This is a genomic window from Cronobacter dublinensis subsp. dublinensis LMG 23823 (assembly GCF_001277235.1).
Lineage (GTDB): Bacteria > Pseudomonadota > Gammaproteobacteria > Enterobacterales > Enterobacteriaceae > Cronobacter > Cronobacter dublinensis.
Window position 1 is genome coordinate 598,557 of sequence record NZ_CP012266.1, and the last position, 25,924, is coordinate 624,480.

A 25,924-nucleotide genomic window follows, 5' to 3' on the forward strand; every position below is an offset into this window, starting at 1 on the left:
TACGCGAGTACGAACTCCTGCTATCCATATGCTTCATTATCTATACATCCGTACAGACAGCTGTAGAGGCGACAGGCATAATTATAGCGCGTAACTATTCACGAAAAAATTATTCTCTGGCAAGTTCATAAAGATACATTAGATAGTTGGGGCCATTAACTATCTAACTACTATATATGGCGGTATTTTCGCTAGCTGCGGGGCTATGTCTGTTGGAAGAACATTATAGCTTGACACTGAGCGATACACTATTCAGTAATGAAACGGTAATGCAGGGCATATCTATACCGGTATTGCTTTGGTTAATGCCGTGAATTTTCTAATGGAAAATTACGGCTAGGTTCTTATTGATATTAAGAGGTTCAACTGGCAATGAAATTTCTCATAACTGTGGGTGTCTATATCCTACGATTGAGAAAGACAACTGGCTTATTAAAAAAATAAAAGCATTAATGCATTTTTGTAGATATTACAAGTGGCTTCGCTGATTCACATTTCTGCCTTAATTATTTACTCCTTATAAAAATAATGGATGTTGGTTAATGCTTTTTCTTGTATGGGCGGAATGTTATGAAAAATGATAATTTAATTTTAACTAACCACATCATCGCGTAACGTTATCCGGTACTATTAGGCAGTCGCTATGGAGGTTTTGACGCATGCGGCGAACAAACTTATGATCCAGCTTAATTTCTTTTCCTCATGAAGGGACGGCTATGGGCAACAGAATGTGGATGATCCGTGGTGACGGCGGCAAACTCTATGACGATTTTCGCGATAAGCAAATTGTAGGCATCGGTTGGTCTCAGCTGGCTCCATTAGTCAAACCCGGCCTGTCCCGAGCTCAGTTACTCGCCTTATACCAGGAGGCAGATCCATTAACAAAGCTGGGAACTGCGCGTTCTGGTGCATCGCAGGTCTGGCGTTTTGTGAACGAAATCCAAAAGGGTGATTGGGTTATTACCTATTCGCCAGCCAACCGTACTTATTTGCTAGGCAAAGTTACTTCAGATTTCCAATATCATCCTGAATGGGTGGAAGAGGGGATGGGAATCGCTCGACAGGTTAAATGGAATACTCAAGAAATTGATCGCGATCGACTGTCTGTTGCTACCAAGAATACATTGGGTTCTACGCTGACGGTTTTCCAGCTTCCAGAATATGCGCTAGAAGAGCTTTTGCAGGATAAGAAACCCCCTGTAGATGTGATTACACAGAATCCAATTGCGATGGATGAAGATGAGGTCGTTTCTGATCCGCTCCGCGATGTGGAGTCGTTGGCGCGTGAAGGTATTAAAGATCGAGTTAATGGGCTCGATCCGAAGGAGATGGAGTATCTGGTTGCAGGAGTTTTACGCAGCATGGGATATAAAACACAGGTGTCTCCTGTGGGTCCAGATCGTGGGAAGGATATCATCGCATCACCTGATGGATTTGGATTTGAGAATCCACGTATCGTCGTTGAGGTAAAACATCGTAGAGAACAAATGGGAAGCCAACAGATCCGCAGCTTTATCGGCGGTCGCCATAAAGACGATCGCGGGCTTTATGTCAGTACCGGTGGTTTTACAAAAGATGCTCGATATGAAGCCGACCGTTCGACGATACCACTAACGCTCTGGACGCTTGATGATCTCGTCCGTGCGCTTATTGAGAACTATGAGCAAGTGGATATTGAGACCAAACTTTTGGTGCCTCTGAAGAAAACTTTCCTGCCTGCCTGAATCTTGCTTTGATAGCCATATCGGTGTTCTACTGGTATGGCTTGATACCCACTTGCAATGTCTATTTTTTGTACGGATTTTAACTTGTGGGTACAAGTGCGGGTATAACTATTTATCTCTTCTTATAAACAACATTGATATCAATCTATTGGGTGTATTCCAACTGTCTTTTGCAAACGCCTGAAAACGGCGCGTGAAGCGAAGGGCCTTTCTCAGAAGAAGCTTGGCATCCTGGCCGGGATTGATGAGTTCGTCGCGAGTGCACGTATCAACCGCTACGAAAAGGGCGTTCATCAGGCAAGTATCGAAATCGCACGCAAACTGGCGGACGCTTTAGCAGTACCGCTGGCTTACTTTTACACTGAGGATGATGAGCTTGCGGAGTTGTTGCTTCGCTGGCAGCTGCTTGATCAAGACGTTAAATATACCATCCTGAGTCATATTAAATAAGATTTTTTCAGCTGAATTAAAGCAACCCCTAATTAATTATCCGAAAATGAAAACTTCAGATTTTATCTAATCAATGAAATTTTTATTTGATTAATAAGGAATTGCGAATTTTTGTAATGGTTCTTTATTGAATGAATTAATATCCCCCTCGTTACTTCTCTCTCTTGTCTGGTAAATAATAACTGCAAAATCATATTTGCGTTTCAGGGACAAGACGATGCAAAACGATGTTGAAGGATCATTAAGGTTGATGACGCTTGGCGAAATCGCAATGGCAAAGCGTTTTTTTGGGCATAGCATTGTGTATAGCCGGGTATGGATACATTGCGATAGTTATTTACCTTTTGGGTTGCAGAGTACCAGATTTGCAATGACGCCAAACGGTGAATTGTGGTTCAGAAAAGAGAAATATGCAGCTGACTACTCAGACGTATCGGTTACTCCAGGCTCTAAACACTTATTTATTCACGAGATGGGACATGTCTGGCAGCACCAGACCGGCAGATGGGTTAGATTGCGCGGGTCGTTTAGCTGGGCTGCTGATTATACGTACAGGCTTGATAAAGAGAAAATTACGGACTATACCCTCGAACAGCAGGCAGCAATAATCGCAGACTACTGGTTTTTATTAACCTACGGAATGAAAGTTTGGCGGGATAATCAAAGACCAAATCGATTAGGGAATTACAGGGGAGTAGACCTTTTAAAAGATGTGCCAATGCTTTATAGGAAAATTATTTATGGACGCGGATAAGATGACTAAATATACGTTAGTTGCAATGGCATTTCTGTTAAGTGGCTGCCCAGGCCCAATGGATCCTGTCCCTGTTGAGGAGCCTGCACAGGTCAGACTGCTCGGCAATCGGGTATGTATTACTACGCCAGCCGGTACGGGTGAAAAAATATTTTCTGTACATATAAGCAACGGGACCGGGCAGGAGATATATAAAACTTTTAGTCGTTATGCGCAGCAGCCCGTCGTTGCTCACGGGGAGTGTCTTCCCACCTTTGGTTTTGAGTTTAAGCCTGGCAACAGGTATGCGGCTTTTTATCAAACAGAAAAGAACGCTACTGAGCCGGGCAAGACGTATGCTGTGAGCTTCTCACTGGAGCAGAATGAGAATGGCAGCTTCAGGTTGACCTCATATAGGCGCAATGGCTGATTAACTATTGAGAGTCACTTACTGCGGTGTTTTTCTTTTCGCACCACGACTATTTTCATGCCAGCCAGCCAGATTAACAACACGACCATGTGGTTATACGCCGTGGACAGCGCGCCGGGTGATGGTTCGCAACAGCGCCCCTTTCATTGGCCGGACGATTCCTTTGCCCGGTGTTATTATTTTGTCGGCAGATGTATCACAAATTATTTTCTGTACGATACGCGATTACAACGCTATCGCCAGAGGAGATGACAAAATATGGTAGACAACTTCGAAAAGCAGATCTACGAACTTATTCGGCCTTACGCCGGTACGTATCTCTTTACGGGGAAGGACGTCCCGCTAACGCCGGAAACGGATTTAGATACCGATCTGCAAATAGACGAGGCGGAAATAGAAGATTTAATGGATGACTTTTTTACCACATTTAACGTTGATCGCGCCGGGTTTACGATAACAACCTATTTTCCCGACTCGCCTTTCTCATGGAATATTTTTAAGAAACCAGAGCCTATTCCAGTGCCGGATTTCACCATAGGAATGTTAATCGCCTCTGCCAGAGCTGGTCGCTGGTTGTATGAATAAACGCTGAAATAAGTACAATTGATAAAAGCCCTACACTTACCCTCCCATAAAAATCCCCGCCGCAGCGGGGATTTTCCAGTCAATATGCTTCAAAACACGACTCGCCGCGCTTACTCCCACTCCTGCAAAAAGCGCTGGCCGTACTGGTCGGCGACCAGCAGCGCGGCATAGACCTGATCGGGCGAGACATCACCCGGCATGTTGTGAATGGTTTCGCCCTCCGCGCACGCCGCCTGCGCCACCATGCGCATTTTGGTTTGCACATCCTCTTTGATATCGAGCTGTGCGAGCGTAATCGGCAGCCCGACGCTGTGGCACAGCGCGGCAACCGTTTCAATCTCCTCTGACGGCGCATTTTCCAGCACCAGTTGGGTGAGCGTGCCGAAGGCGACTTTCTCGCCGTGGTAGTAATGATGCGCGTCCGGAATGGAGGTAAGCCCGTTGTGAATGGCATGCGCCGCCGCGAGGCCGCCGCTTTCAAAGCCGACGCCGCTGAGATATGTGTTAGCCTCGATGATGCGCTCAAGCGCCGGGGTGACGACGTGCTGCTCAGCCGCCAGCATCGCTTTTTCTCCCTGTTCAAGCAGCGTGTTGTAGCACAGCTCGGCAAGCGCCAGCGCGGCCTGGGTGCATTTGCCGCTCGCCATGGTGGTCGCGCCGCTACGCGAGCAGGCGCGCGCTTCAAACCAGGTGGCGAGCGCGTCGCCAATGCCTGCCGCCAGCAGGCGTGCCGGGGCGCCCGCCACGACCTGCGTATCGACGATAACGATATTCGGGTTGTGCGGCAGCATCAGGTAGCGGTCGAACTCGCCGTTGTCGGTGTAGATAACCGAAAGGGCGCTGCAGGGCGCGTCGGTAGAGGCGATGGTCGGCGCGATAGCGACCGGCACTGCCATAAAGTGCGCCAGCGCTTTTGCCGTATCGAGCGTTTTACCGCCGCCGATGCCGAGCACGGCGGTACAGTGGGCGCTGTCGGCGAGCTTGCGCAGGCGGTCGATTTCATTCTGCGAGCATTCGCCGCCAAAGGGCGCGATTTCAACGTTAAGTTCGGCCTGTTTAAAGCTCTGGCGCAGTGTCTCTTCTGCAAACCCGAGCACGAATTTATCGCCGACGACCAGCCAGCGTTCGGCCAGCGGTTTTAAATAGTCGCCGATGCGGGCGAGCACGCCTGCGCCCTGAATGTATTTACCGGGTGACTGAATGATACGGTCCATACCATTTCTCCTTCAGAATGAGTTAACGGATGTGTTTCCTTGTCCTGCTCAGACTTCTCAATCCCTGACTCTACCGCCGGGCGAATGATAATTTGTTGCGCTACATCTAAGGAGATGCGATCGCGCCAGGCCTGCGGGCAGGTAATAAACACGAGAAAGTGTTTTTATTAAACGTTACTGCCGTCATCACTTAATTATTTGGCGCTGCGTTTTGCTGACGAAGCGCTGCCAGGTATTTTATGCCGCTTTCTGAAACAGAATAGTAGTCCATACCCGCCGGGTTCGCCGGTATTATGTCGACGAACCCTGCCTCGTATAAATGATGTACGAGCCTTGCGACATGACCCACGCCTTCCATATTCCGACGGGTCATGGCGCGATCGAGATTATACCAGGTCCAGTTGACTTCTTTTTGGGAGGCTAACAGCCTGAGGATATTTAACTCTGCATTATCAATCATCATGGGGTTTTCTTAATAACTGATGACCTTGTTCTGAGACACGATAACGAGGCTTTGAGGTGCTCTCGTCATACACCGTCTCAACCATTTCCATTTTTACAAGGCGGGTCACTATATTCGCAACATTGCCAAACCCTGCAATGCCGCGCAGAGCAAGAGTGCGATCCAGCATCATCCATGTCCAGGCGATGTCCTTTTCAGCCATTACGCGTAAGACATTAAATTCATTATTTGTCATCGTCATTTCACTGTCTCTGGCAATGCGCCGGGGGAATAACGCACTCTCGTTAATGCGGCACGACCTCCATTCATTAACCCCTCCACGCATTGATCCCCTTCGCCACGCTCTTCGCTTGCGTTATGCTACCCGCAGTCTCTCATTATTACTCCACCATTTTTTGATTTAAGTGAAATTAACAGGGAAAGAAAATGAAGTGTATCCAGTGCAATGAAAATGAGCCGAACAAAGCGTCGGGATTATGCGACGCATGCGAAGAAACTGAAGCCTGTAAAATTAACGGCTTGCTGTATCTGCCAGCCGCCGGGCTTATTTTCAGCCTTATTTTTCTTCCCGTAGAGCTGTTTGATCTGGTCAGCGCGATAAGTGCGTATTTCAGCCGCTCGGGCATTATTACCTGGTATGCGGCGGGCGCGGCGGCGCTGTTGCTGGTGCTGATTGGCATTACCGCCTACGCGAGCTGGCAGTTCTTTCAGCGTAAACGCCAGACGCGCCGCGCGATGGTTATTTACTATCTGGCGGGTGTGGTGAGCGCGCTCTGGTTCGCCGTGCTGCCGGTAAGTCTGTTCGGCGCGACCTGGGATAACGCCAGCATCCGCAGCGTTCTGACGGCGGCCATCGGCGTTACGTGCTGGCTCCCGTACTTTCTGAAATCGCCGCGCATCGGCCAGGTGTTTGTGCGCTAAGCGGGCTTACAGCAGATGCGGTATCTGCGACAGCAAATACAGCACCAGCCCGATGGTGCCGCCGACCAGCGTGCCGTTGATGCGGATAAACTGTAAATCTTTGCCGATGTTGAGCTCTATCTGCTGCGACATCTCGCGCGCGTCCCAGCTTTTTACCGTGTCGGTGATGTGACGCGTGAGGAAGGTCGCGAACTCCGGCGCGACGCTGGTGGCGGCCTGTTCGAGATGCTCATTGAACGAGGCGCGCAGGGCGTCGTCGTTCATCAGCGATTCGCCGAACCACTGTCCGGCATCGGCGATGCGCTGGCGCGTGCGGGAATCTTCGGCCTGCATGTCGTTCTTCAGCCAGCCGCGCAGGTCGCCCCACAGCTCTGCGAGGTAGCGGTTAAACGCCTCGTCCTCTTTCAGGTACGCTTTAATGCCATCGGCGCGGGCGGCCATCTCCGGGTCGCTTTTCAGTTTGTCGATAAACTCTGCGGTGATGCGATCAAAGGCGAGGCGCAGCTGGTGCGCCTGGTCGTGGCTGATGTCGTCGAGCATCGAATTGACGGCGCTGGAGACCAGTTCGGCGCTGTGTTCGCCAAGCCACTCGGTCGGCAGAATTTTCGCCTTGCGCGGATGCTCGGTCTGTAACCAGTGGACAATCTGACGGGCGATAAAGTCGCGCGTGCTCTGCTTCTGTACCAGGCGAATCAGCCTGCCGATGAGGGCGTCCAGCAGCACCTGATGTCGGTTGTTTTTGGTCATGCTCTCCAGCATCAGCGCGCTGGTCTGGGTGAGGTCGACCTTATCAATCGCCTTATGTACCGCCCGCTTTAACAGGCCCTGAATGCGGGTATCGTCGGTCAGCTCCAGAAAGCCGCTCATCACCTGCACCAGGTTCTGGCCCACGCGCTGCGCGTTCGCGGGTTGGCTAAGCCACTGGCCCAGCAGCTGCGCCGGTTCATGGCGGCGGATAAGCGCCACCAGCGAGTCGGTATCGAGGAATTTCTCCTGCACAAACTGCCCGAGGTTCTCGCCGATACGATCTTTTTTACGCGGAATAATCGCGGTGTGGCGCGAGATAAACGGAATCGGCACCCGGCGAAACAGCGCCACCACGGCGAACCAGTCCGCCAGCGCGCCGACCATCGCCGCCTCTGCGATGGCCTTAACGCCGCTGACCCAGAAGCCGGGCGGCAGAAACAGTGTGGTGACAAAGGTGGCCGCTGCCGTCAGCAGCAGCGCGAGCGCAATACGCTTGGTGCGCTTAAGTTCAGCTAATTTTTCCATGCGTTAAGCATATAACCCGTCAGGATGTTGCGACAGGAGATTTATCCAAAGCTTAGCTCTCTTCCATCGCATGATGCAGCGCCTCGCCAACCTGCTTCAGCGCCTGCTGGTGACGCTCGCTTGTCGGCAGCGCGCAGTTGATGCGCAGGCAGTTGCGGTATTTGCCCGAGGCGGAAAAGAGCGAGCCGGGGGCCACGCGGATCTTCAGGCGCGTGAGCTGGCGCGCCACACAGACCATATCGACGCTCTCCGGTAGCTCTATCCACAGCATAAAGCCGCCTTTAGGCCGCGTGACGCAAATCCCGCACGGGAAGTACTCGCGCACCCAGCAGGTGTAGATTTCCATCTGCCGCTGATAGTGCAGGCGCATCCGGCGCAGGTGGCGGTGGTAATGGCCGTCGCGGATAAACGCCGCCACCGCAAGCTGCGTGGCGGGCACGTTGGTGCCGCTGGCGGCATATTTCATCTGCAGCACGCGCTCGCGGTAACGCCCCGGCGCTATCCAGCCGACCCGCAGGCCAGGGGCGAGTGTTTTCGTAAACGAGCTGCACAGCACGACGCGCCCGTCGATGTCATATGAGTTGATGGTGCGAGGGCGGGGGTAGTCGGTGGCGAGCTCGCCGTAGATATCATCTTCGAAAATCACGATGTCGTGGCGCTGCGCCAGCGCCAGCACGGCCCGTTTGCGTGGCTCAGGCATGATAAAACCGAGCGGATTATTGCAGTTGGGCACCAGGATCACACCTTTGATGGGCCACTGCTCCAGCGCCAGCTCCAGCGCTTCGACGCTGATGCCGGTCTGTGAATCGGTCGGAATTTCAATTGCTTTGATATCAAAGCTTCGCAGCAGCTGCATGGTGCCGTAATAGCAGGGCGATTCCACGGCAACGATGTCGCCGGGCTTGCAGACGGCCAGCAGGGCGACAGAGAGCGCGTTGTGGCAACCGCTGGTGATAATAAGCTCATCGGCGGTGATATTGGCGCCGCCATCCAGCATCAGGCGCGCTATCTGCTCACGCAGCTCCTGCCTGCCCGCGAGATCGTCATAGCTGAACACCTCCTGCAGATTGTGCTGCACCACGCGGCTCATCTCCCGCCACAGCGGCTTGAGCGAAGGATGCGAGATATCCGGCGCGCCGCCGCCGAACGTCAGCAGGTTTTTATCACTGCGCCCATCAAGCAGCGTCATCACTTCATCCCACTGCGTCACCTCAACCGGGCGCTGCACCGGGCGGGTCATCGCAGGCTCCGGAGGCTGCATTTTGCGCGGCGCGACAAAATACCCCGAACGTGGACGCGGCACGATGAGCTGCTGGTTTTCCAGCACCTGATACGCCTGCTGCACCGTGCTAATGCTCACGCCATGTTCCAGGCTCAGGCTGCGCACCGACGGCAGTTTTTCTCCGTGACGGTAAAGACCCTGCTCGATACGCTCCGCCAGCAGGCTGGCCAGATGCTGATAACGCGTCATGCTGTATGCTCCCTCGATATAGTACAGATACTTAAACCAGTACAGATAGCGGCAGAATACTCGTTTCAGCCGTCTGTGTCGCTATTCTGTATGGTCAACAAAGATATTTTTTGAATCTGTATTGTTAACGGCGATCGCGACCATCATAAGGCTCTGCGTTAAACAGGAGAGCGACGATGGAATTTCATGAAAACCGACCCCGCCAGCCGTTCATCGGCTTTACGCTGTTATGGCGCGCCTGGAAAGCCTGGCGGGCGCGTGCCCGCGCGCGCCAGGTACTGGGCCGCATGAGCGATGAGCAGCTGCGCGATGTCGGGCTGCGACGCGATGACATGCGTTAATCCGCCGAGGCGGGCGGTACTGCGCCCGCGCGGTTATTGGGTTTTTTTACGCTTGCTGGCAATGACATCGATAAATTCCTGCACCTGTTGCTGCTTGCGGGCAGAGAGCTTGCAAACGCGGCGCAGCGATTTCAGCAGGGGCGGATCTTCCGGCTCCGGCGGGCGCGCGGTGATGACGATACAACCGGGCATGACCCGCACGTCGGTATCGGTGCCAGTAGTAAACCCGGCTTCCTCCAGCCATTTACCGCGAAGCGTCAGCGCGGCCAGGTTCACGCCGTCATGAAAGCGGCTGGCGTAGCTCACACGAATGCGGCGCGGCGCGGCCAGTGCGGCGGGCGCGGGTAATGCCAGCGCCTCAGGTAATGCTTCAGGGAGCAGGGATAACGTCGACATAGTTCCTCCTTAAACGGGCGGTAAAGGCAGCCTGCAAAATACTGGTATTATATACAGTAATGGAGGGAGGGGATCTTTGTGAAATCCGAAAAGCGGCGGGAAAATCGTCGGCCCCGTTAAGGCCGACGCAGGAGAACATTAATGCGCGTGCGGGACGTCGGTTTCGGCGCTGATGCGCAGCCCGTCGGCGTCAAACACCATACAGTCACGCGGGCTGAAGCCCACGTCGATCGCCTGCCACGGGCGGAAATGCACGTCGCCCGGCAGTAAAATTTTCACGTTGTCATGCCCGTAGCACTGGCCGAACAGGTAGGTGTTGTTGCCGAGCCGCTCCACCACTTCGCAGTTAAAGGTGAGGGTGACCTCCGCCTGCGCGTTAGTCGAGAGATGCTCCGGGCGAATGCCGAGCGTGACGGCATCGCCAGGCTTAAGCGGCGCGGTGTTGAGCGCCAGACGCAGCGTTTTACCCTGCGAGAGCGTCACGTCCAGCACGCCTTCTTCCCAGTGCGCCACGGTGGCGGGCAGGAAATTCATCTTCGGCGAGCCGATAAACCCGGCCACGAATTTATTCACCGGATTGTAGTAAAGCTCCATCGGCGAACCCATCTGCTCGACCTTGCCGTAATTCATCACCACGATTTTATCGGCGAGCGTCATCGCCTCGACCTGGTCATGGGTGACATAGACCATGGTAGTTTTCAGTTCCTGGTGCAGTCTGGCGATATGCAGACGCATCTCCACGCGCAATTCGGCGTCGAGGTTCGAGAGCGGCTCGTCGAACATAAACACCTGCGGGTTGCGCACAATCGCCCGGCCAATCGCCACGCGCTGGCGCTGGCCGCCGGAAAGCTGCTTCGGTTTGCGATCCAGCAGGTGCGAGAGCTGCAGCGTTTTCGCCACCATTTCCACCTGATGACGGATCTGATCTTTCGGCACTTTATTGACCTTCAGCCCGTAGCCCATGTTCTCCGCCACCGTCATATGTGGGTAGAGCGCGTAGGACTGAAACACCATCGCCACGCCGCGGTGCGCCGGCGCCACGTCGTTCATGACTTCATCGCCGATCAGCACTTCACCGTCGCTCACCTCTTCAAGGCCCGCGATCATGCGCAGCAGCGTGGACTTCCCGCAGCCGGACGGCCCGACGAACACCGCAAATTCGCCGTCGGCAATATCGAGATTGATATTGTGCAGGGTTTCGGTTTTCCCGAACCGTTTGGTGACATTCCTCAGTCTTATGCTGGACATCAGGGTTCCTCGAAAGTGTAAGCCGTGGTGGCCGCTGGCGTAATGGACGGGCGCTGAACCTCTTTTTGTATTACGTGTAACAATTCAGCGTAGTGATGCGCAACGGCTTTAAATCAGTGTCATGACTATAACTTCCCCGGATTTCGCCCCCTATCGCTGGTTTTCATTTCTGTAACCACGATCACACAACGCACAGTTTTTTGTAGAGTTATCAGGGTTGGCAGCGTAGCGTATAACAAAACGAACTCTCGCTAAGCAGTCCTTCGCAAGCTGCGTGGTTACAGCGATTGGGTTTTAAAACAGAACGACCACATTCAATAAAAAACGCCTGATTGTTATACCTTCACATGAGGTTGAGAATGAAAAAGAACATACTTACCGCCCTGGTGCTCTCTGCTTTGATGGTCAGCACGGGCGCCAGCGCGGCGACCCGACAGCTTAACGTCTGGGAAGATATTAAAAAATCCGCCGGAATTAAGGATGCCGTGGCGGATTTTGAAAAGCAGTACGACGTGAAAGTGAATCTGCAGGAGATGCCGTTCGCCCAGCAGCTTGAGAAGCTGCGCCTCGACGGCCCGGCGGGGATCGGCCCGGACGTGCTGGTGATCCCAAACGATCAGCTGGGCGGCGCGGTGGTGCAGGGGCTGTTAACGCCGCTGAGCTTCGACAAAAAAGAGACCGACGCGTTTACGCCGTCTTCCATCGCCGCGTTCCGCATGGACAACGCGCAATACGGCCTGCCGAAAGCCGTCGAAACGCTGGTGCTTATTTACAACAAAGATCTGGTCGAAAAGCCGTTCGACAGCCTCCAGGCCTGGTATGACTTCTCTAAAGCACAGCGCGCGAAAAACCAGTACGGCCTGCTCGCCAAGTTCGACCAGATTTACTACAGCTGGGGCGCTATCGGCCCGATGGGCGGCTACATCTTCGGTAAAAACGACAAAGGCGGGTTTAACGCCACCGACGTGGGCCTGAACAAGCCAGGCGCGGTGGAAGCCGTCACCTTCCTGAAGAAATTCTACGCTGATGGCGTGTTCCCGGCGGGGATCATCGGCGATAACGGCCTGAACGCTATCGACTCCCTGTTTACCGAGAAAAAAGCGGCGGCGGTGATTAACGGCCCGTGGGCGTTCCAGCCTTACGAAGCCGCCGGTATTAACTACGGCGTGGCCCCGCTGCCGACGCTGCCGGACGGCAAGCCGATGAGCTCGTTCCTCGGCGTTAAAGGCTACGTGGTCTCTACCTGGAGCAAAGACAAAGCGCTGGCCCAGCAGTTTCTCGAATTCATCAACCAGCCGAAGTACGTGAAGATCCGCTACATCGCGACCCGCGAGATCCCGCCGCTGGTGGCGCTGATGGAAGATCCGGTGATTAAAGACGATCAGAAGGCGAGCGCCGTCGCCGTGCAGGCGGCCCGCGCCAGCGCGATGCCGGGCATTCCTGAAATGGGGGAAGTCTGGGCACCGGCCAACGCCGCGCTGGAGCTGAGCGTGACCGGCAAGCAGGAGCCGAAAACCGCGCTTGATAACGCGGTGAAACAGATAACCATGCAGATAGAAGCGATGCAGGCCAGCAATCAGTAAGCCGTACCCGGCGGCGTCTGCGGGCGTCGCCGGATGAACAGTCAAAAGCGGGAGGCGCGCCTCCCGTTTTCAGAAGGAGCCGTGTGTGATTATCAGTCCCAGCGAAAAGATGCCCGTAGCCCGAGGGGCCGGCCGACACGCCTGGTGCGCGCTGCTCTGCGCTCTGCTGCCGGGCGTGGGCCAGTTTTATAACCGTCAGTGGCTAAAAGGCGTCACCTTCCTGGTGCTGCTGGCAAGCTTCCTCGGGGTGTTTCACGATTTCCTGCGTGTCGGGCTGTGGGGGCTCTACACGCTGGGTGAAGAGGTGCCGCGCGATAACTCCATCTTCCTGCTGGCGGAGGGCATTCTGAGCCTGCTGGTGGTGTGCTTTGGAGTGACGGTCTATTACTTCTCGCTGCGCGATGCGTGGATCAATGGCAAGCGCCGCGACGAGGGGCTGACGCTCAACAGCGTGCGTAAGCAGTATCAGCTGCTGCTCTCGGATGGCTTTCCGTATCTGATGATTGCGCCCGGCTTTATTCTGCTGGTGTTTCTGGTGGTGTTTCCGATCCTCTTTGGGTTTGCGATAGCCTTCACCAACTACAACCTCTACCACACGCCGCCCGCGAAGCTCGTGGACTGGGTGGGGCTTAAGAATTTCGTCAATATTTTCACGCTCTCCATCTGGCGCTCGACGTTCCTTGACGTGTTGCAATGGACGGTGGTGTGGACGCTACTCGCCACGACGTTCCAGTGCACGGTGGGGGTGCTGCTGGCGATTCTGGTGAACCAGAAAGATCTGCGCTTCAAGCCGCTTATCCGCACCATTTTCATTCTGCCGTGGGCGGTGCCGGGTTTTGTCACCATTCTGGTGTTCGCCGGGATGTTTAACGACAGCTTCGGGGTGATTAACAACGCGATCCTGGCGTTTTTCAATATCGCGCCGAAACCCTGGATGACCGATCCGTTCTGGACTAAAACCGCGCTGATCATGATGCAGACCTGGCTCGGCTTCCCGTTTGTGTTCGCGATGACCACCGGCGTGTTGCAGGCGATCCCGGATGATTTGTATGAGGCCGCGAAGATGGACGGCGCCAGCACCTGGACGCGCCTGCGCACCATTACGCTGCCGCTGGTGCTCTATGCGATTGCACCCATCATCATCACCCAGTACACGTTCAATTTTAACAACTTCAACATCATCTATCTGTTTAACAACGGCGGCCCTGCGGTGGCCGGCTCCAACGCGGGCGGCACCGATATTCTGGTCTCCTGGATCTACAAGCTGACGATGTCTTCGTCCCAGTACGCCATCGCCGCGACGATAACCATTCTGCTCTCCATCTTCGTGGTAGGGCTGGCGCTGTGGCAGTTCCGCGCCACGAAGTCGTTCAAAAATGACGAGACGGCATAAGGAGACGTCATGGCCAAAAGACAAAGCATGAAACAGGAAAAGTGGCTGCGGCTCTCGCTCTCGTGGCTGCTGATCCTGACGGTGAGCGTAATCATTATCTATCCGCTCATCTGGACGGTCGGCGCGTCGCTGAACGCCGGCAATAGCCTGCTCAGCAGCTCGATAATCCCGGAAAACCTGTCGTTCCAGCATTACGCCGATCTCTTCAACGGCCAGGTGAATTACCTCACCTGGTACTGGAACTCGATGAAAATCAGCTTCATGACGATGGTACTGACGTTAATCAGCGTCAGCTTCACCGCCTACGCGTTCTCGCGCTTCCGCTTTAAAGGGCGTCAGAACGGGCTGATGCTGTTCCTGCTGTTGCAGATGATCCCGCAGTTCTCGGCGCTGATTGCCATTTTCGTGCTGTCGCAGCTGCTCGGGCTGATTAACAGCCACCTGGCGCTGGTGCTGATTTACGTTGCGGGCATGATCCCGATGAATACGTACCTGATGAAGGGCTATCTCGACGCTATCCCAAAAGATCTCGACGAGTCCGCGCGTATGGACGGTGCCAGCAACTTCCGCATTTTCATTGAGATCATCATGCCGCTCTCTAAACCCATCGTGGCGGTGGTGGCGCTGTTCTCTTTTACCGGGCCGCTCGGGGATTTCATTTTATCGAGCACTATTCTGCGCACGCCGGACAAATACACGCTGCCTATCGGGCTCTATAACCTGGTCGCGCAGAAGATGGGCGCGAGCTACACCACCTACGCCGCGGGTGCGGTGCTGATTGCGGTACCCGTCGCCATTCTCTATCTGGCTTTACAGAAATACTTCGTCTCCGGCCTGACCTCCGGCAGTACCAAAGGATAATCTGATGAAACTGTGTAAACCCGCACTGCTTGCCGTCTCGCTGGCCTGCTGCTTTTCCGCTTTCGCCGCCAGTACGACGCAGATAACGCCGAAACCGCTTTCTCTCCCGGCCGATTTCATTAAAGGCGCGGATATCTCCACGCTGCCGGAGCTGGAGCGCCAGGGCGCGAAGTTTTACGACGCGCACCATAAACAGCAGGACGCGCTGACTATCCTGCGTGAGAACGGCGTGAACTACGTGCGCCTGCGCCTGTGGGTCGACCCGAAAGACAGCGCGGGCGCGCCCTACGGCGGCGGCACCAACGATCTCGCCACCACGCTGGCGCTGGCAAAACGCGTAAAAGCGCAGGGCATGAAGCTGCTGCTCGATTTCCACTACAGCGATTTCTGGACTGACCCTGGCAAGCAGTTCAAACCGAAAGCCTGGGAAAACCAGAGTTACGACCAGCTGAAAACTACGATCCATGACTACACCCGCGACACCATCGCTGAATTCAAAAAGGCGGGCGTGCTGCCGGATATGGTGCAGATCGGTAATGAAATTAACGGCGGCATCCTGTGGCCGGAGGGCAAAAGCTGGGGGCAGGGCGGCGGCGAGTTTGACCGTCTCGCGGGGCTGTTGAACGCGGCCATCAGCGGCCTGCGGGAAAATCTCACCCAGGGCGAGCAGGTAAAAATCATGCTGCATCTGGCCGAAGGCACCAAAAACGACACCTTCCGCTGGTGGTTTGATGAAATCACCAAACGCCAGGTGCCGTTCGATGTCATTGGGTTGTCGATGTACACCTACTGGAACGGCCCCATCAGCGCGCTTAAAGCCAATATGGACGACATCAGCAAGCGCTACGACAAAGATGTGATCGTGGTGGAAGCTGCCTATGCGTACACGCTGGAGAATTGCGACAACGCCGAGAACAGCTTCCAGCAGAAAGAAGAAAAAGACGGCGGTTACCCGGCGACGGTGCAGGGCCAGTACGACTACGTGCATGACCTGATGCAGAGCGTGGCGAATGTCGAAAACCATCGCGGCAAGGGCATCTTCTACTGGGAGCCCGCGTGGATTGCCGTTCCCGGCAACACCTGGGCGACGCCCGCGGGCATGAAGTATATCCACGACGAGTGGAAGACTGGCAACGCCCGCGAAAACCAGGCGTTTTTCGATTGCCACGGGCAGGTCCTGCCCTCGGTGAAAGTCTTTAATTAATCCTTTTTATTCCCTTTATACCCGGTTGTATTCACCCGGCAGGCCCTGATGCCTGCCGGATGAAAGTGGACGGGTATGCGGTATCAGGAAGCTTACAATGAACAAATTTGCGCCTTTAAGTCCGAAGGTCAGCGCCCTTTTGCACGGCGCGGACTACAACCCGGAGCAGTGGGAGCACTATCCGGGCACCGTTGAGAGCGATATCGCCATGATGCAGCAGGCCAAATGCAACGTCATGTCGGTCGGTATTTTCAGCTGGGCGAAGCTTGAGCCCGAAGAGGGCGTGTTCCGCTTCGAGTGGCTCGATGAGATTATCGACAAGCTGTATCAGGGCGGCATTCACGTGTTTCTCGCGACGCCGAGCGGCGCGCGCCCGGCCTGGATGTCGCAGAAATACCCCCAGGTGCTGCGCGTGGGGCGCGATCGCGTTCCGGCGCTGCACGGCGGGCGTCACAATCACTGCATGAGCTCGCCGGTCTACCGCGAAAAAACCGCGACCATTAACCGTCTGCTGGCGGAGCGTTACGCGCACCACCCGGCGGTGCTCGGCTGGCACATCTCTAATGAATATGGCGGCGAGTGTCATTGCGATTTATGTCAGGAGAATTTCCGCGGCTGGCTGAAAGCGCGCTACGGCACGCTCGATAAACTCAACGAGGCCTGGTGGAGCACCTTCTGGAGCCACACGTTTACCGACTGGTCGCAGATTGAGTCCCCGGCGCCGCAGGGCGAAAACTCTATTCACGGCCTGAATCTGGACTGGCGGCGCTTCAACACCGCGCAGGTGACCGATTTCTGCCGTCACGAACTGGCCCCGCTGAAGGCGGTGAACCCGGAATTACCGGCGACCACTAACTTCATGGAGTATTTCTACGATTACGACTACTGGCAGCTCGCGGAGCCGCTCGATTTTATCTCCTGGGACAGCTACCCGATGTGGCACCGCGAGAAAGACGAAACCGAGCTTGCCTGCTACACGGCCATGTATCACGACCTGATGCGCACTTTAAAGCACGGCAAACCGTTTGTGCTGATGGAATCGACGCCGGGCACCACCAACTGGCAGCCCACCAGCAAGCTGAAAAAGCCGGGGATGCATATTCTCTCCTCGCTCCAGGCGGTGGCGCACGGCGCGGATGCGGTGCAGTACTTCCAGTGGCGCAAGAGCCGCGGCTCGGTGGAGAAATTCCACGGCGCGGTGGTCGATCACGTCGGCCATATCGACACCCGCATCGGGCGCGAAGTGGCGCAGCTCGGCGATATCTTAAGCCAGCTCGACCCGGTGGTCGGCGCGCGGGTGGACGCGCAGGTGGCGGTGATTTTCGACTGGGAAAGCCGCTGGGCGATGGATGATGCGCAGGGCCCGCGTAACCTGGGGCTGGAGTATGAGAAGACCGTCGCCGAGCACTACCGGCCTTTCTGGGAGCAGGGGATCGCGGTCGATATCATCAACGCCGACGCCGATCTCAGCCGCTATAAACTGGTTATCGCGCCGATGCTCTACATGGTGCGCGAGGGCTTCGCACAGCGCGTCGAGGCGTTCGTCGAACAGGGCGGTCACTTCGTGACGACGTACTGGAGCGGCATCGTTAATGACACCGATCTCTGCCATCTGGGCGGGTTCCCCGGCCCGCTGCGTAAGCTGCTGGGCATCTGGGCGGAAGAGATTGACTGCCTCGCGGACGGCGAACGCAACCTCATTCAGGGGCTGGCGGGCAACGAAGCGGGGCTACAGGGGCCGTATCAGGTACGCCATCTGTGCGATCTTATCCACACCGAAGGCGCGACGGCGCTCGCGACCTATCGCGACGACTTCTACGCCGGACGCGCGGCGGTGACCGTTAACGGGTTTGGCGCGGGCAAGGCGTGGTATGTCGCCTCGCGTAACGATCTCGCCTTCCAGCGTGATTTCTTCGCCAACATTATTAACGAGCTGGCGCTTGCGCGCGCGCTGGAGGCGGACTTCCCGCCAGGCGTCACGGCGCACGCCCGTCAGGATGGCGAATCGGCGTTTATCTTCGTTGAAAACTACACCGGCGCGCCGCAGTCGGTGCTGCTGCCGGAGGGCTGCGCGGATATGCTGACCGGCGATGCCGTCAGCGGCAAGCTGCCGCTCGCCCCGTGGGGGTGCCGCATTCTGCGCCGCCGCCTCGCCTGACCCTCTCCCTGCGCGCCCGTTCACCCGAACGGGCGCTTTTTTATTTCTGCCTGAACAAGGAGCCGCTATGGTTAGCCTGAAATCGTTTCTCAACCACGTTACCCGCCCGCAGCCCGCCAGCACGATTGCCCTAAGCGACGAGGAGCGTCAGCAAATCGCGCGCCTGGTGGCGGATTTCGGCGGGCAGGACAATATCGACAGCGTCGATGCCTGCATGACGCGCCTGCGCGTGAAGGTGAAAGATTTAACCCGCGTTGATTCACAGGCCTTACAGGACGAAGGGGCGCTGGGCGTGATTATTCTCGGTCAGGAAGTTCACGCGATTTTCGGCAAGCAGTCCGATGCGCTGCGCAAGCTGCTGGATGAGCGCTTTACGGGTAAGTAAAAAAAAGCGGGATAACCCTGCATAAGAGGTTATCCCGCAAAAGGCAACGAGGGTGCATCAGCGGCTTACGCCTTGATGGAGGTGCCACAGTTCTCAGAGATACAACGCTTGTCCTGCATGACTGCCGAAAGGCGACATAGCGACAGCGGTTTCGGGCCGCTGCCGCCTGCCTGGCGTCAGGGTATTACCACCAGGCCTCGACCTGAACGCCGAAGTTCCAGGTATCGTCAGCCGTGCCGTCCTGCAACGATTTACCGTTCTGCGAGTCGTTCAGATAAGAGGCGAACACGCGCAGTTCCGGGCGCGACATGAAATCCGGGCCGTCGGCAAGACCCAGCGCGATGGTATATTTTTCGCCGCTCTGTTTGAAATCCGTGCCGTTGTTATAGGTGTCTTTCTGCCAGAAACCGCCCACTTCCCCGATGAGGCGCACGTACTGCGTAAACTGATACTGACCGCGGCCTACCAGCGAGAGCAGGCGGGATTTATCGGTCGTGGCGGTGATGTCATCCGCCGAGCCCCAGGTCAGGACATGGTTAAAAGAGAACTTGTCGGTGATCGGAATCAGGCCCGTGTTGATCACGCGATAGCCGCTGGCGTCGTTGACATAGTTCCACATGTCATACCAGCCGCCGCCCTGAGATACCATGTTCTGCGCGAGGCCTTTGTTGGCGTACTGCAACACGAGTTTGTTATAGCCGCCGAGCATGTCCTGGCTGATTTCGCCGGTCAGCATCACGCCATTGTCGGCTTCATACAGGCCGCCGTACTCTTTCTGTTTGTCGGTCGGGTTAGGCATGGCGTAATCAATGCCGAACTCTGTCCAGGCGCCCGCCCACGGTTTCCAGCCCGCGTAACGCAGGTCGAGATAGTTGATGTTGACGTCGTTATCGCCGTCCACGCGGTAGTCGAGATCGTTGGCGTCGCCGCGGATCCAGGCGAATGAGACCGCGCCCGGCCCGACGGTGTAGTTTTCAATGCCCGCGCCGGAGCCGGAGATGTTCCAGTATTTGGTATCGATGATGTGCAGATCGTGGCGCTGGTAGTAGCGTTTACCGCCCCAGATAACGGCGTTCGGATCGCCCGGGACAAGCCCTTTGATCTGCAGGTTTAACTGGCGCAGGCCGAACTGGGCATCGTCATTCAGCGTGGTTTCGCTGTCGTTGGAGCCGTCAGACACCATGCTGACCATGCTGTCGATATAGAAACTGACTTCATCTTTTTTATAAACTTCAGAGCCCAGCTCCACTTCGCCGTAGGTGTCGGTTTCGTTGCCGAGACGCCCCAGCTTGTTTTTCTGCCACTCTTCCTGGCCGCCGTCCTGCGAGACGCCCACGCCGCCACGCAAATAGCCATGAAAATCAATAGGTACAGAGGATGAGGCTGCCATCAGGCAGGGTGAAGTCAGCGCGGCGGCTAACGCAACGGCCACTGTGCGTAGCGTAGTGTTCATAGTAACCTCTTTTATTGTTTTGTATTACGTTCACATAACCGCAGCCATAAAACGCCTTTACGAAATATCAGGCAAATTTGATCTTGATTAATTGTGACTCAGTGCAAATAAATTGGCCTGTTTTGTAACGAACGGTGATGTTTCTCACGAGTTTTATGTATTGTGAACGTAGTACTTGATGTGGCGAAAGGATCACGACGATTTGTGCAGAAAAGGTATTTCCGGCTGGCCCCTGTTACAATCAGCCCAGCCTACGAAAAAGGAACCGGAACATGAAGTCTAAAAGCGCCACACTGGAAGACGTCGCCCGCCACGCGGGGGTTTCCTACCAGACGGTGTCTCGTGTACTGAATAAGTCGGCGAATGTCTCTGAAGCCACGCGCCGCAAGGTGGAAGAGGCGATCGCCCATTTGCGTTACGTGCCAAACCGGCTGGCGCAGCAGCTGGTCGGCAAGCAGAGTCTGACGCTTGGGCTGGTGACGACGTCGCTGGCCCTGCACGCGCCTTCACAGGTGGCGGCGGCGGTGAAACGTTACGCAAATCTGGATGGCTACCAGGTGTTGATCTCAATGATCGATGAGAACGTCAGCCAGGGAATTCAGGATTCCATCAACGAGCTCAAGTCCCAGCTGGTGGATAAGGTTATCATCAACGTGCCGCTGGAGACCCAGGAAGCCGAGAAGATAGCCGCTGAGAACGACGACATTCTGTGCCTGTTCCTGGACGTGGATCCGTACAGCTCGGTATTTAACGTCTCTTTTAATCCGGCTGACGGCACGCGCGCGAGCGTGAAGTATTTATACGACCTGGGGCATCGCGATATCGCGCTGCTGGCAGGCCCGGAGCGGTCGGTTTCCGCGCGGCTGCGCCTGAAAAGCTGGCTGGAGACGCTGGAGAGCTACGGCTTAAAGCCGGTCACGGTGCTGCACGGTAACTGGGATGCCCAGAGCGGCTATGCGGGCGCGCTGCAAATGCTGCGCGAGGCGCCGCATTTTACCGCCGTGCTGGTAGCAAACGACCAGATGGCGCTGGGCGTACTGAGCGCGTTCCATCAGCAGCAGCTCTCCATTCCGGGCCAGAAATCGGTGATTGGCTACGATGACACGTACGAAAGCTCGTTTTTCCATCCGGCGCTGACCACCGTGTCGCTCGATCTCGACATGCAGGGCAAAGAGGCGGTGCGCCGGATGCTGGAGGCGAGCGAAAGCGACGCCTCGCGGCTTTCGTCCATCCTGCCTGCGCGGCTGGTTATCCGTCACTCCACCGGGCCGCGCGCGGACGACACGCCGGATATGCGCAAAATCGCTGACGAGCTGCGGCTTATCGCCAGTCGTCTTAGCCAGTAATCCTCCCGGCTGTTTGGGCCGTCTGCCGCGCGCGGCGGCCCGCGCCTTTCGCAATCCATGCCTTTTCCCCGCCCGTTTCTTGATACTTACCCTGATAAGTATTAATTTGCCCTCCCGCTGACTGAAGGGAGCCCCCGATGACTGAAGATGAACGCTTCGCCCGCCGCCCGATGGGCATGCGCATGGCGATGATCGTCCGCCAGTGGCGCGCGATTATCGACAACGCCATTACCGATACCGGCCTGACGCAGTCGGGCTGGACGGTGCTGATGCAGCTCGATCAACAAGGGGATAACATTTCGGTCAGCGAGCTGGCGCAGGTGCAGGGCATTGAGCTGCCGCCGCTGATGCGCACGCTGGCGTGCCTTGAAAATAAAGGCTACCTGGCGCGCAGCACCTCGCCGTACGACAAACGCATTCGCCTGCTATCGCTCACCGACGACGGCAGGGCGATGCTCGCCACGCTGAACGCGGTCATTGCGCGTTATCAGGCGCGCGTGTCGCAAAATATTCCCGCGCAGGATATGGATATCTTCAGCGAAACGTTAAATCACATCGCGCGTAATCTGCGAACGATCCGCGAAGATGACCCCGAAAAAACACAATAATTATGATGACTCCGGAACAAAAATTTGCCCGCTGGGTAAGGGTAAGTATTGCCACTTTCCTGGCGATGTTTGTGTACTTTATCCTCGCCGATATCTGGATCCCGCTGACGCCGGATTCCACCGTGATGCGCGTCGTGACGCCGGTCTCCTCGCGCGTGTCGGGCTACGTGGCGGCGGTGCATGTCGCCAATAACAGCCGCGTGAAGAAAGGCGATCTGCTGTTTGAGCTCGACGCTTCGCCGTTCGCCAACCGCGTCGAGGCGGCGGAAATCGCCCTGCGCCAGGCGAAACTCGACAACAGTCAGCTCGACGCGCAAATCGTCGCCGCCAGGGCGAACCTCAATACCGCCCGTCTGACGGCCCGTAACGATAAGGTCACCTTTGATCGCTACCAGCGCCTGAGCGCGCTGCAAAACGTCTCTCAGCAGGATCTCGATAAAGTGCGCACCACCTGGCAGACCAGCGAACAGGCGGTGGCGCAGCTGGAGGCGAAAATCAGCGAGCTGACCATCGCGCGCGGCGAGCGTGATGACAGCCGCAACGTCACGCTGCAAAAATACCGCAACGCATTGCAGGACGCGCAGCTGAACCTCGGCTGGACGCAGGTCCGCGCCGAGGCCGACGGCACCGTCAGCAATCTGCAATTAAGCCCCGGCTGGTACGCCGCTGCCGGTACGCCCGCGCTGGCGCTGGTGAGCGAGCAGACCGATATCGTGGCCGATTTTCGCGAGAAAAGCCTGCGCCATACCCATGCCGGGACGGACGCCGCCGTGGTGTTCGACGCGCTGCCAGGCCAGGTGTTTCGCGCCCACGTGACCAGCCACGACGCCGGGATACTGGCAGGCCAGGAGGCGGTGAATGGTCAGCTGTCGCAGCCGGAAGAGTCGAACCGCTGGGTGCGCGACGCGCGCCGTATGCGCATTCACGTGGCGCTCGACGAGCCGCTGCCTGCGTCGCTGCCGACCGGCGCGCGCGCCACGGTGCAGCTCTATAACAGCGAAGGCGCGTTCGCCCGCTTCTTCTCCGGGCTGCAAATCCACCTCATCAGCCTGCTGCACTATGTGTACTAACCATGTCTATTAACACGCTGGCGCGGGTTTTTACGCCGCACGACAACATCGTCTACACGGCGAATGATTTTCGCCAGACGCTGCGCATCATGGCGGCGGGCGTCACGGCGCTCAGCATTTCGAGCTTCTACAACACCAGCTATGGGGTCTTTTTCGTTATCTACCCGATCATGCTGCTGTCGCTGGTGCCCGTGTTCAACCGCCATGTCGCGAAGCAGTTTATCTTTAGCGCGGCGCTGAACTGCGTCGAAATGGTGATTATCGTCGGCTATCTTGCGCAGTGGCCGGTGGTTATGACCGGCGTGGTGTTTGCGCTGTACGTCATGCGTTTTCGCTTTATGAGCAAAGGGCCGCTGTTTCTTTTCGGCTCAATGGGCGTGGTCTGTCAGAGCGTGATGCTTAACTTTATGAGCTACCCGACCAGCGACTGGCATACGCTGCTGTTTTCCAACATGGAAGCGAGCGTGATGGCCGTGGGCTTAAGCGCGCTGATGCACTATCTGCTGCCGGACGTGGAGCCGCGCAAGCCGCCGCCGCTGATTGAGAAAGACGCCGCGCGGGTGCGCCATGAATATCTGCTCTCCGGCACGGTGGCGACGCTGAACTTCGTGGTGTTTCAGATGGCGGATCTGAGCGACTCGCTCTCGGCGCTGATGGCGGGCATTCTGATCCTCTTTCCCATGCACTATCGCGGCGCGGTGTTGAGCTCGCTGTGGCGCGTGGTCGGGGTGGTGATTGGCTGTCTTTACGTGCTGCTGGTGCAACTGGTGCTCTACGATCACAGCAGCCATATGGTGCTGATGATGCCGCTTATCGCGCTCGGCTTTGCGTTCAGCGCGCGGCTGCACGTGATGGAAAAGGTCGGTGCGGGCGTCGGCTTCGCCAGCATCACCACGCTTGGCATTATGTTCGGCCAGAACCTGCACCCCGACACCGATCTGGTGTTCAGCGATCTCTACCGCATCAGCTCCGTCACCGTGTCGCTGCTGATAACCCTCACGATGGTATTTTTAGTGCACCTCATCTTAAACCGCTTCGCCGCTACCCGTTACGTGGTAAAAAGCGAGCCTTAAGGCGTTCCCTGCGCCGCGTGGATGGCTGGCGCAGCCCTGCGCAGCGCGTTAAGCTCGCGATGCATGATGCATAACGGAAATGCTGAGGGAGCCGAAAAATGAAACGCCTGCTGGTTGTGACAGGTTTGCTGACAGGGTGTCCTTCCGGTGCGGACAGGATATCTCTCGAAGAGCCAGCCGCGGTAATGGCGCGTGGCGATACGGTCTGTTTACTGGTGCCGAATAAAGCTGATGAGGTCATCCGCTCGGTTGAAATATACAGCGAGAAGGGAGAGTCCTTAATGGAATCGCAGTTGCCCGAGGCGAAACGCCACGTGGCGCGCGGGCAGTGTTTACCCGATTTGGGATTCAGTTACCGCCCCGGCAACCGCTATTCGGCGTACTATTATTTCCAGAGCCTGAAAGGCGGCCCGCAGCGCTTATTCACCGCGCATTTCGCCACAGCTGCGCATTTCCCGCTAACCCTCAGCGCCACTTACGCGCACCCGTAATAAGGCCCATTCCCCACCGAATCACGCAGGAGAAGCTCCGAGACAAACAGGTTGTCGCGCGAGAGATAACCGCCGTCGAGCATGGAAATCAGGCGGTTTATCGTTTCGTGAACCATATCGGTCACCGGATCTTTGACGCTCGCGAGCGCCGGGCTTAAAAACGGCGCGTTAGGGCTGTTGTCAAAGCCTATCAGCGACACCTGCTGTGGCACGCTGAGCCCTGCGTCGGTCAGCGCTTTCAGCGCGCCGACCGCCATATCGTCGTTACTGGCTATCACCGCGCTGAAGGCCACGCCGCGTTCCAGCAGCGCGTTGACCGCCGCCGCGCCGCTTGCGGCCGTCCATTTCCCCTCCAGCACCCGCGATGGCGCAGACGCGATGCCGTGCTGGCGCAGCGCCTCCTTGTAACCCGCCAGACGCTCCAGCGCGGTGGGGGAATCAGGGGAGCCCGTGATAAACGCGATATCGCGATGCCCGCGTGCAATCAGCGCCGTGGTGGCGCTAAGGCTCGCGCCTTTGTGGTCGCAGCAGACGCAGTGGCTCTGGTGTTTACGCAGTTTACGGTTCACTACCATCACCGGCTGGCGGGTCTGGCTGATGATATCGTCAATCTCATCGACGCCGAGAAAGCGCGGGTAGAGGATAATCGCGTCGCAGCGCAGATCGAGCAGAAACTCAATCGCCTCGCGCTCTTCACGGGCGCTGTGCTTGCCGTCCACCAGGATTAACTGTCGGCCATTTTCTTCCAGCTTTTTCGCCGCGCGGGAGAGGATTTCGCTGAAGTAACTGCCGCTGTAGAGCGTGTTGGTGACCACCATCCCGATACACTGGGATTTGTTGGTCGCGAGATTACGCGCCAGCAGGTTCGGGCGATAGCCGGTCGCTTCGATGGCGTCGAACACCTGTTTGCGCGTCTCGTCGCTCACATACCCTTTGCCGGACAGCACGCGAGAAACGGTGGCCTTGGACACGCCCGCTTTTTTGGCCACTTCCTGCATTGTCGACATCTTCTCTCTCCGGCTCGGCTTAAGTGCCGCACATTCTACACATT

General features: G+C 56.4%; 27 protein-coding genes and 1 pseudogene. 19 read left to right on the top strand and 9 right to left on the bottom strand.

The window, feature by feature from the left end; translation table 11 throughout:
* The first annotated feature begins 716 nt into the window (after positions 1–716).
* The 6 genes and pseudogenes from AFK67_RS02810 (at position 717) to AFK67_RS02825 (ending at position 3,922) form a co-directional block, all read left to right on the top strand.
* Positions 717–1,724 carry a restriction endonuclease gene (locus tag AFK67_RS02810; RefSeq protein ID WP_007732207.1) on the top strand — a complete coding sequence of 336 codons (1,008 nt, stop codon included), beginning with the start codon at positions 717–719 and terminating at the stop codon, positions 1,722–1,724.
* Between the two features lie 147 nt (positions 1,725–1,871).
* Positions 1,872–2,174, top strand: a complete 303-nt coding sequence (locus AFK67_RS21485) for a helix-turn-helix domain-containing protein (protein ID WP_071602793.1) — start codon at positions 1,872–1,874, stop codon at positions 2,172–2,174.
* 217 nt (positions 2,175–2,391) lie between these two features.
* A complete protein-coding gene (locus AFK67_RS02815) occupies positions 2,392–2,928 on the top strand; it encodes a type IV secretion protein Rhs (protein WP_032967646.1) in 537 nt (178 codons plus the stop codon).
* A complete protein-coding gene (locus AFK67_RS02820) occupies positions 2,915–3,337 on the top strand; it encodes a putative T6SS immunity periplasmic lipoprotein (RefSeq protein ID WP_032967645.1) in 423 nt (140 codons plus the stop codon). The genes AFK67_RS02815 and AFK67_RS02820 overlap by 14 nt, the downstream gene beginning before the upstream one ends.
* Positions 3,338–3,428: 91 nt before the next feature.
* Positions 3,429–3,602, top strand: a pseudogene (locus AFK67_RS23610) (STM2901 family protein); the annotation flags it as partial.
* Entirely contained in the window at positions 3,596–3,922 is a 327-nt protein-coding gene (locus AFK67_RS02825) for a DUF1493 family protein (RefSeq protein ID WP_007732205.1), read from the top strand. The pseudogene AFK67_RS23610 and the gene AFK67_RS02825, both read left to right, overlap by 7 nt.
* A 110-nt stretch (positions 3,923–4,032) precedes the next feature.
* Here the strand turns inward: AFK67_RS02825 and gldA are convergent, their stop codons facing one another.
* The 3 genes from gldA to AFK67_RS02840 all read right to left on the bottom strand — a co-directional run bounded on the left by gldA (position 4,033) and on the right by AFK67_RS02840 (position 5,840).
* Positions 4,033–5,136 carry a bifunctional L-1,2-propanediol dehydrogenase/glycerol dehydrogenase gene (gldA, locus tag AFK67_RS02830; RefSeq protein ID WP_007732203.1) on the bottom strand — a complete coding sequence of 368 codons (1,104 nt, stop codon included), beginning with the start codon at positions 5,134–5,136 and terminating at the stop codon, positions 4,033–4,035.
* A 190-nt stretch (positions 5,137–5,326) separates the two neighbouring features.
* The gene (locus AFK67_RS02835; protein ID WP_007732200.1) at positions 5,327–5,599 is read right to left on the bottom strand and encodes a hypothetical protein; all 273 of its coding nucleotides are present in this window, start codon (positions 5,597–5,599) and stop codon (positions 5,327–5,329) included.
* Complete coding sequence (locus tag AFK67_RS02840) at positions 5,589–5,840, bottom strand: MarR family transcriptional regulator (protein WP_032967647.1); 252 nt, start codon at positions 5,838–5,840, stop codon at positions 5,589–5,591. The genes AFK67_RS02835 and AFK67_RS02840 overlap by 11 nt, the downstream gene beginning before the upstream one ends.
* A gap of 185 nt (positions 5,841–6,025) precedes the next feature.
* On the opposite strand from AFK67_RS02840, the gene AFK67_RS02845 reads away from it, so the two are divergent.
* Positions 6,026–6,520 carry a DUF2569 domain-containing protein gene (locus AFK67_RS02845; RefSeq protein WP_007732194.1) on the top strand — a complete coding sequence of 165 codons (495 nt, stop codon included), beginning with the start codon at positions 6,026–6,028 and terminating at the stop codon, positions 6,518–6,520.
* Between the two features lie 6 nt (positions 6,521–6,526).
* On the opposite strand, the gene AFK67_RS02850 is transcribed toward AFK67_RS02845, so the two are convergent.
* Together AFK67_RS02850 and AFK67_RS02855 are read right to left on the bottom strand one after the other, a co-directional pair.
* The gene (locus AFK67_RS02850) at positions 6,527–7,792 is read right to left on the bottom strand and encodes a DUF445 domain-containing protein (protein WP_032967644.1); all 1,266 of its coding nucleotides are present in this window, start codon (positions 7,790–7,792) and stop codon (positions 6,527–6,529) included.
* A 52-nt stretch (positions 7,793–7,844) separates the two neighbouring features.
* Positions 7,845–9,263, bottom strand: coding sequence for an aminotransferase-like domain-containing protein (locus tag AFK67_RS02855; protein ID WP_007732189.1), 1,419 nt, complete (start codon positions 9,261–9,263; stop codon positions 7,845–7,847).
* A 176-nt stretch (positions 9,264–9,439) separates the two neighbouring features.
* Between AFK67_RS02855 and AFK67_RS21495 the strand changes: the two genes are divergently transcribed.
* Positions 9,440–9,604 carry a YjiS-like domain-containing protein gene (locus tag AFK67_RS21495; protein WP_071602791.1) on the top strand — a complete coding sequence of 55 codons (165 nt, stop codon included), beginning with the start codon at positions 9,440–9,442 and terminating at the stop codon, positions 9,602–9,604.
* Between the two features lie 33 nt (positions 9,605–9,637).
* On the opposite strand, the gene symE is transcribed toward AFK67_RS21495, so the two are convergent.
* Together symE and AFK67_RS02865 are read right to left on the bottom strand one after the other, a co-directional pair.
* Positions 9,638–10,000 carry an endoribonuclease SymE gene (gene symE / locus AFK67_RS02860; protein WP_007732186.1) on the bottom strand — a complete coding sequence of 121 codons (363 nt, stop codon included), beginning with the start codon at positions 9,998–10,000 and terminating at the stop codon, positions 9,638–9,640.
* A 138-nt stretch (positions 10,001–10,138) separates the two neighbouring features.
* Entirely contained in the window at positions 10,139–11,248 is a 1,110-nt protein-coding gene (locus tag AFK67_RS02865; protein ID WP_007732184.1) for an ABC transporter ATP-binding protein, read from the bottom strand.
* A 359-nt stretch (positions 11,249–11,607) separates the two neighbouring features.
* On the opposite strand from AFK67_RS02865, the gene AFK67_RS02870 reads away from it, so the two are divergent.
* The 6 genes from AFK67_RS02870 to AFK67_RS02895 all read left to right on the top strand — a co-directional run bounded on the left by AFK67_RS02870 (position 11,608) and on the right by AFK67_RS02895 (position 18,832).
* Entirely contained in the window at positions 11,608–12,831 is a 1,224-nt protein-coding gene (locus tag AFK67_RS02870) for an extracellular solute-binding protein (protein ID WP_007732181.1), read from the top strand.
* 109 nt (positions 12,832–12,940) lie between these two features.
* Positions 12,941–14,224, top strand: coding sequence for a carbohydrate ABC transporter permease (locus AFK67_RS02875; RefSeq protein ID WP_085958849.1), 1,284 nt, complete (start codon positions 12,941–12,943; stop codon positions 14,222–14,224).
* 9 nt (positions 14,225–14,233) lie between these two features.
* On the top strand, positions 14,234–15,085 hold the full coding sequence (locus AFK67_RS02880) for a sugar ABC transporter permease (protein WP_007732178.1): 852 nt from the start codon (positions 14,234–14,236) through the stop codon (positions 15,083–15,085).
* Positions 15,086–15,089: 4 nt separating this feature from the next.
* Positions 15,090–16,289 (top strand): glycoside hydrolase family 53 protein, encoded by a 1,200-nt coding sequence (locus AFK67_RS02885; RefSeq protein WP_007732177.1) that lies wholly within the window; start codon positions 15,090–15,092, stop codon positions 16,287–16,289.
* Positions 16,290–16,386: 97 nt separating this feature from the next.
* Positions 16,387–18,447 (top strand): beta-galactosidase, encoded by a 2,061-nt coding sequence (locus AFK67_RS02890; RefSeq protein ID WP_007732171.1) that lies wholly within the window; start codon positions 16,387–16,389, stop codon positions 18,445–18,447.
* 67 nt (positions 18,448–18,514) lie between these two features.
* Positions 18,515–18,832, top strand: a complete 318-nt coding sequence (locus tag AFK67_RS02895; protein ID WP_007732170.1) for a PTS sugar transporter subunit IIB — start codon at positions 18,515–18,517, stop codon at positions 18,830–18,832.
* 184 nt (positions 18,833–19,016) lie between these two features.
* Here AFK67_RS02895 and AFK67_RS02900 read toward each other — a convergent pair whose 3' ends face one another.
* On the bottom strand, positions 19,017–20,285 hold the full coding sequence (locus tag AFK67_RS02900; protein WP_007732166.1) for a maltoporin: 1,269 nt from the start codon (positions 20,283–20,285) through the stop codon (positions 19,017–19,019).
* A gap of 272 nt (positions 20,286–20,557) precedes the next feature.
* Between AFK67_RS02900 and AFK67_RS02905 the strand changes: the two genes are divergently transcribed.
* The 5 genes from AFK67_RS02905 (at position 20,558) to AFK67_RS02925 (ending at position 24,873) form a co-directional block, all read left to right on the top strand.
* Positions 20,558–21,631: a LacI family DNA-binding transcriptional regulator gene (locus AFK67_RS02905; protein ID WP_007732164.1), complete on the top strand. Its 1,074-nt coding sequence runs from the start codon at positions 20,558–20,560 to the stop codon at positions 21,629–21,631.
* Positions 21,632–21,768: 137 nt separating this feature from the next.
* Positions 21,769–22,239 (top strand): MarR family winged helix-turn-helix transcriptional regulator, encoded by a 471-nt coding sequence (locus tag AFK67_RS02910; RefSeq protein WP_007732159.1) that lies wholly within the window; start codon positions 21,769–21,771, stop codon positions 22,237–22,239.
* Positions 22,240–22,241: 2 nt separating this feature from the next.
* Positions 22,242–23,309 carry an HlyD family secretion protein gene (locus tag AFK67_RS02915; RefSeq protein ID WP_007732157.1) on the top strand — a complete coding sequence of 356 codons (1,068 nt, stop codon included), beginning with the start codon at positions 22,242–22,244 and terminating at the stop codon, positions 23,307–23,309.
* Between the two features lie 2 nt (positions 23,310–23,311).
* Positions 23,312–24,382 (top strand): DUF2955 domain-containing protein, encoded by a 1,071-nt coding sequence (locus tag AFK67_RS02920; protein ID WP_007732156.1) that lies wholly within the window; start codon positions 23,312–23,314, stop codon positions 24,380–24,382.
* 98 nt (positions 24,383–24,480) lie between these two features.
* Positions 24,481–24,873 (top strand): putative T6SS immunity periplasmic lipoprotein, encoded by a 393-nt coding sequence (locus AFK67_RS02925; RefSeq protein WP_007732154.1) that lies wholly within the window; start codon positions 24,481–24,483, stop codon positions 24,871–24,873.
* Here the strand turns inward: AFK67_RS02925 and AFK67_RS02930 are convergent.
* Positions 24,858–25,880: a LacI family DNA-binding transcriptional regulator gene (locus AFK67_RS02930; RefSeq protein WP_007732150.1), complete on the bottom strand. Its 1,023-nt coding sequence runs from the start codon at positions 25,878–25,880 to the stop codon at positions 24,858–24,860. The two genes, AFK67_RS02925 and AFK67_RS02930, sit on opposite strands and share 16 nt — an antisense overlap.
* Between the last annotated feature and the right edge of the window lie 44 nt (positions 25,881–25,924).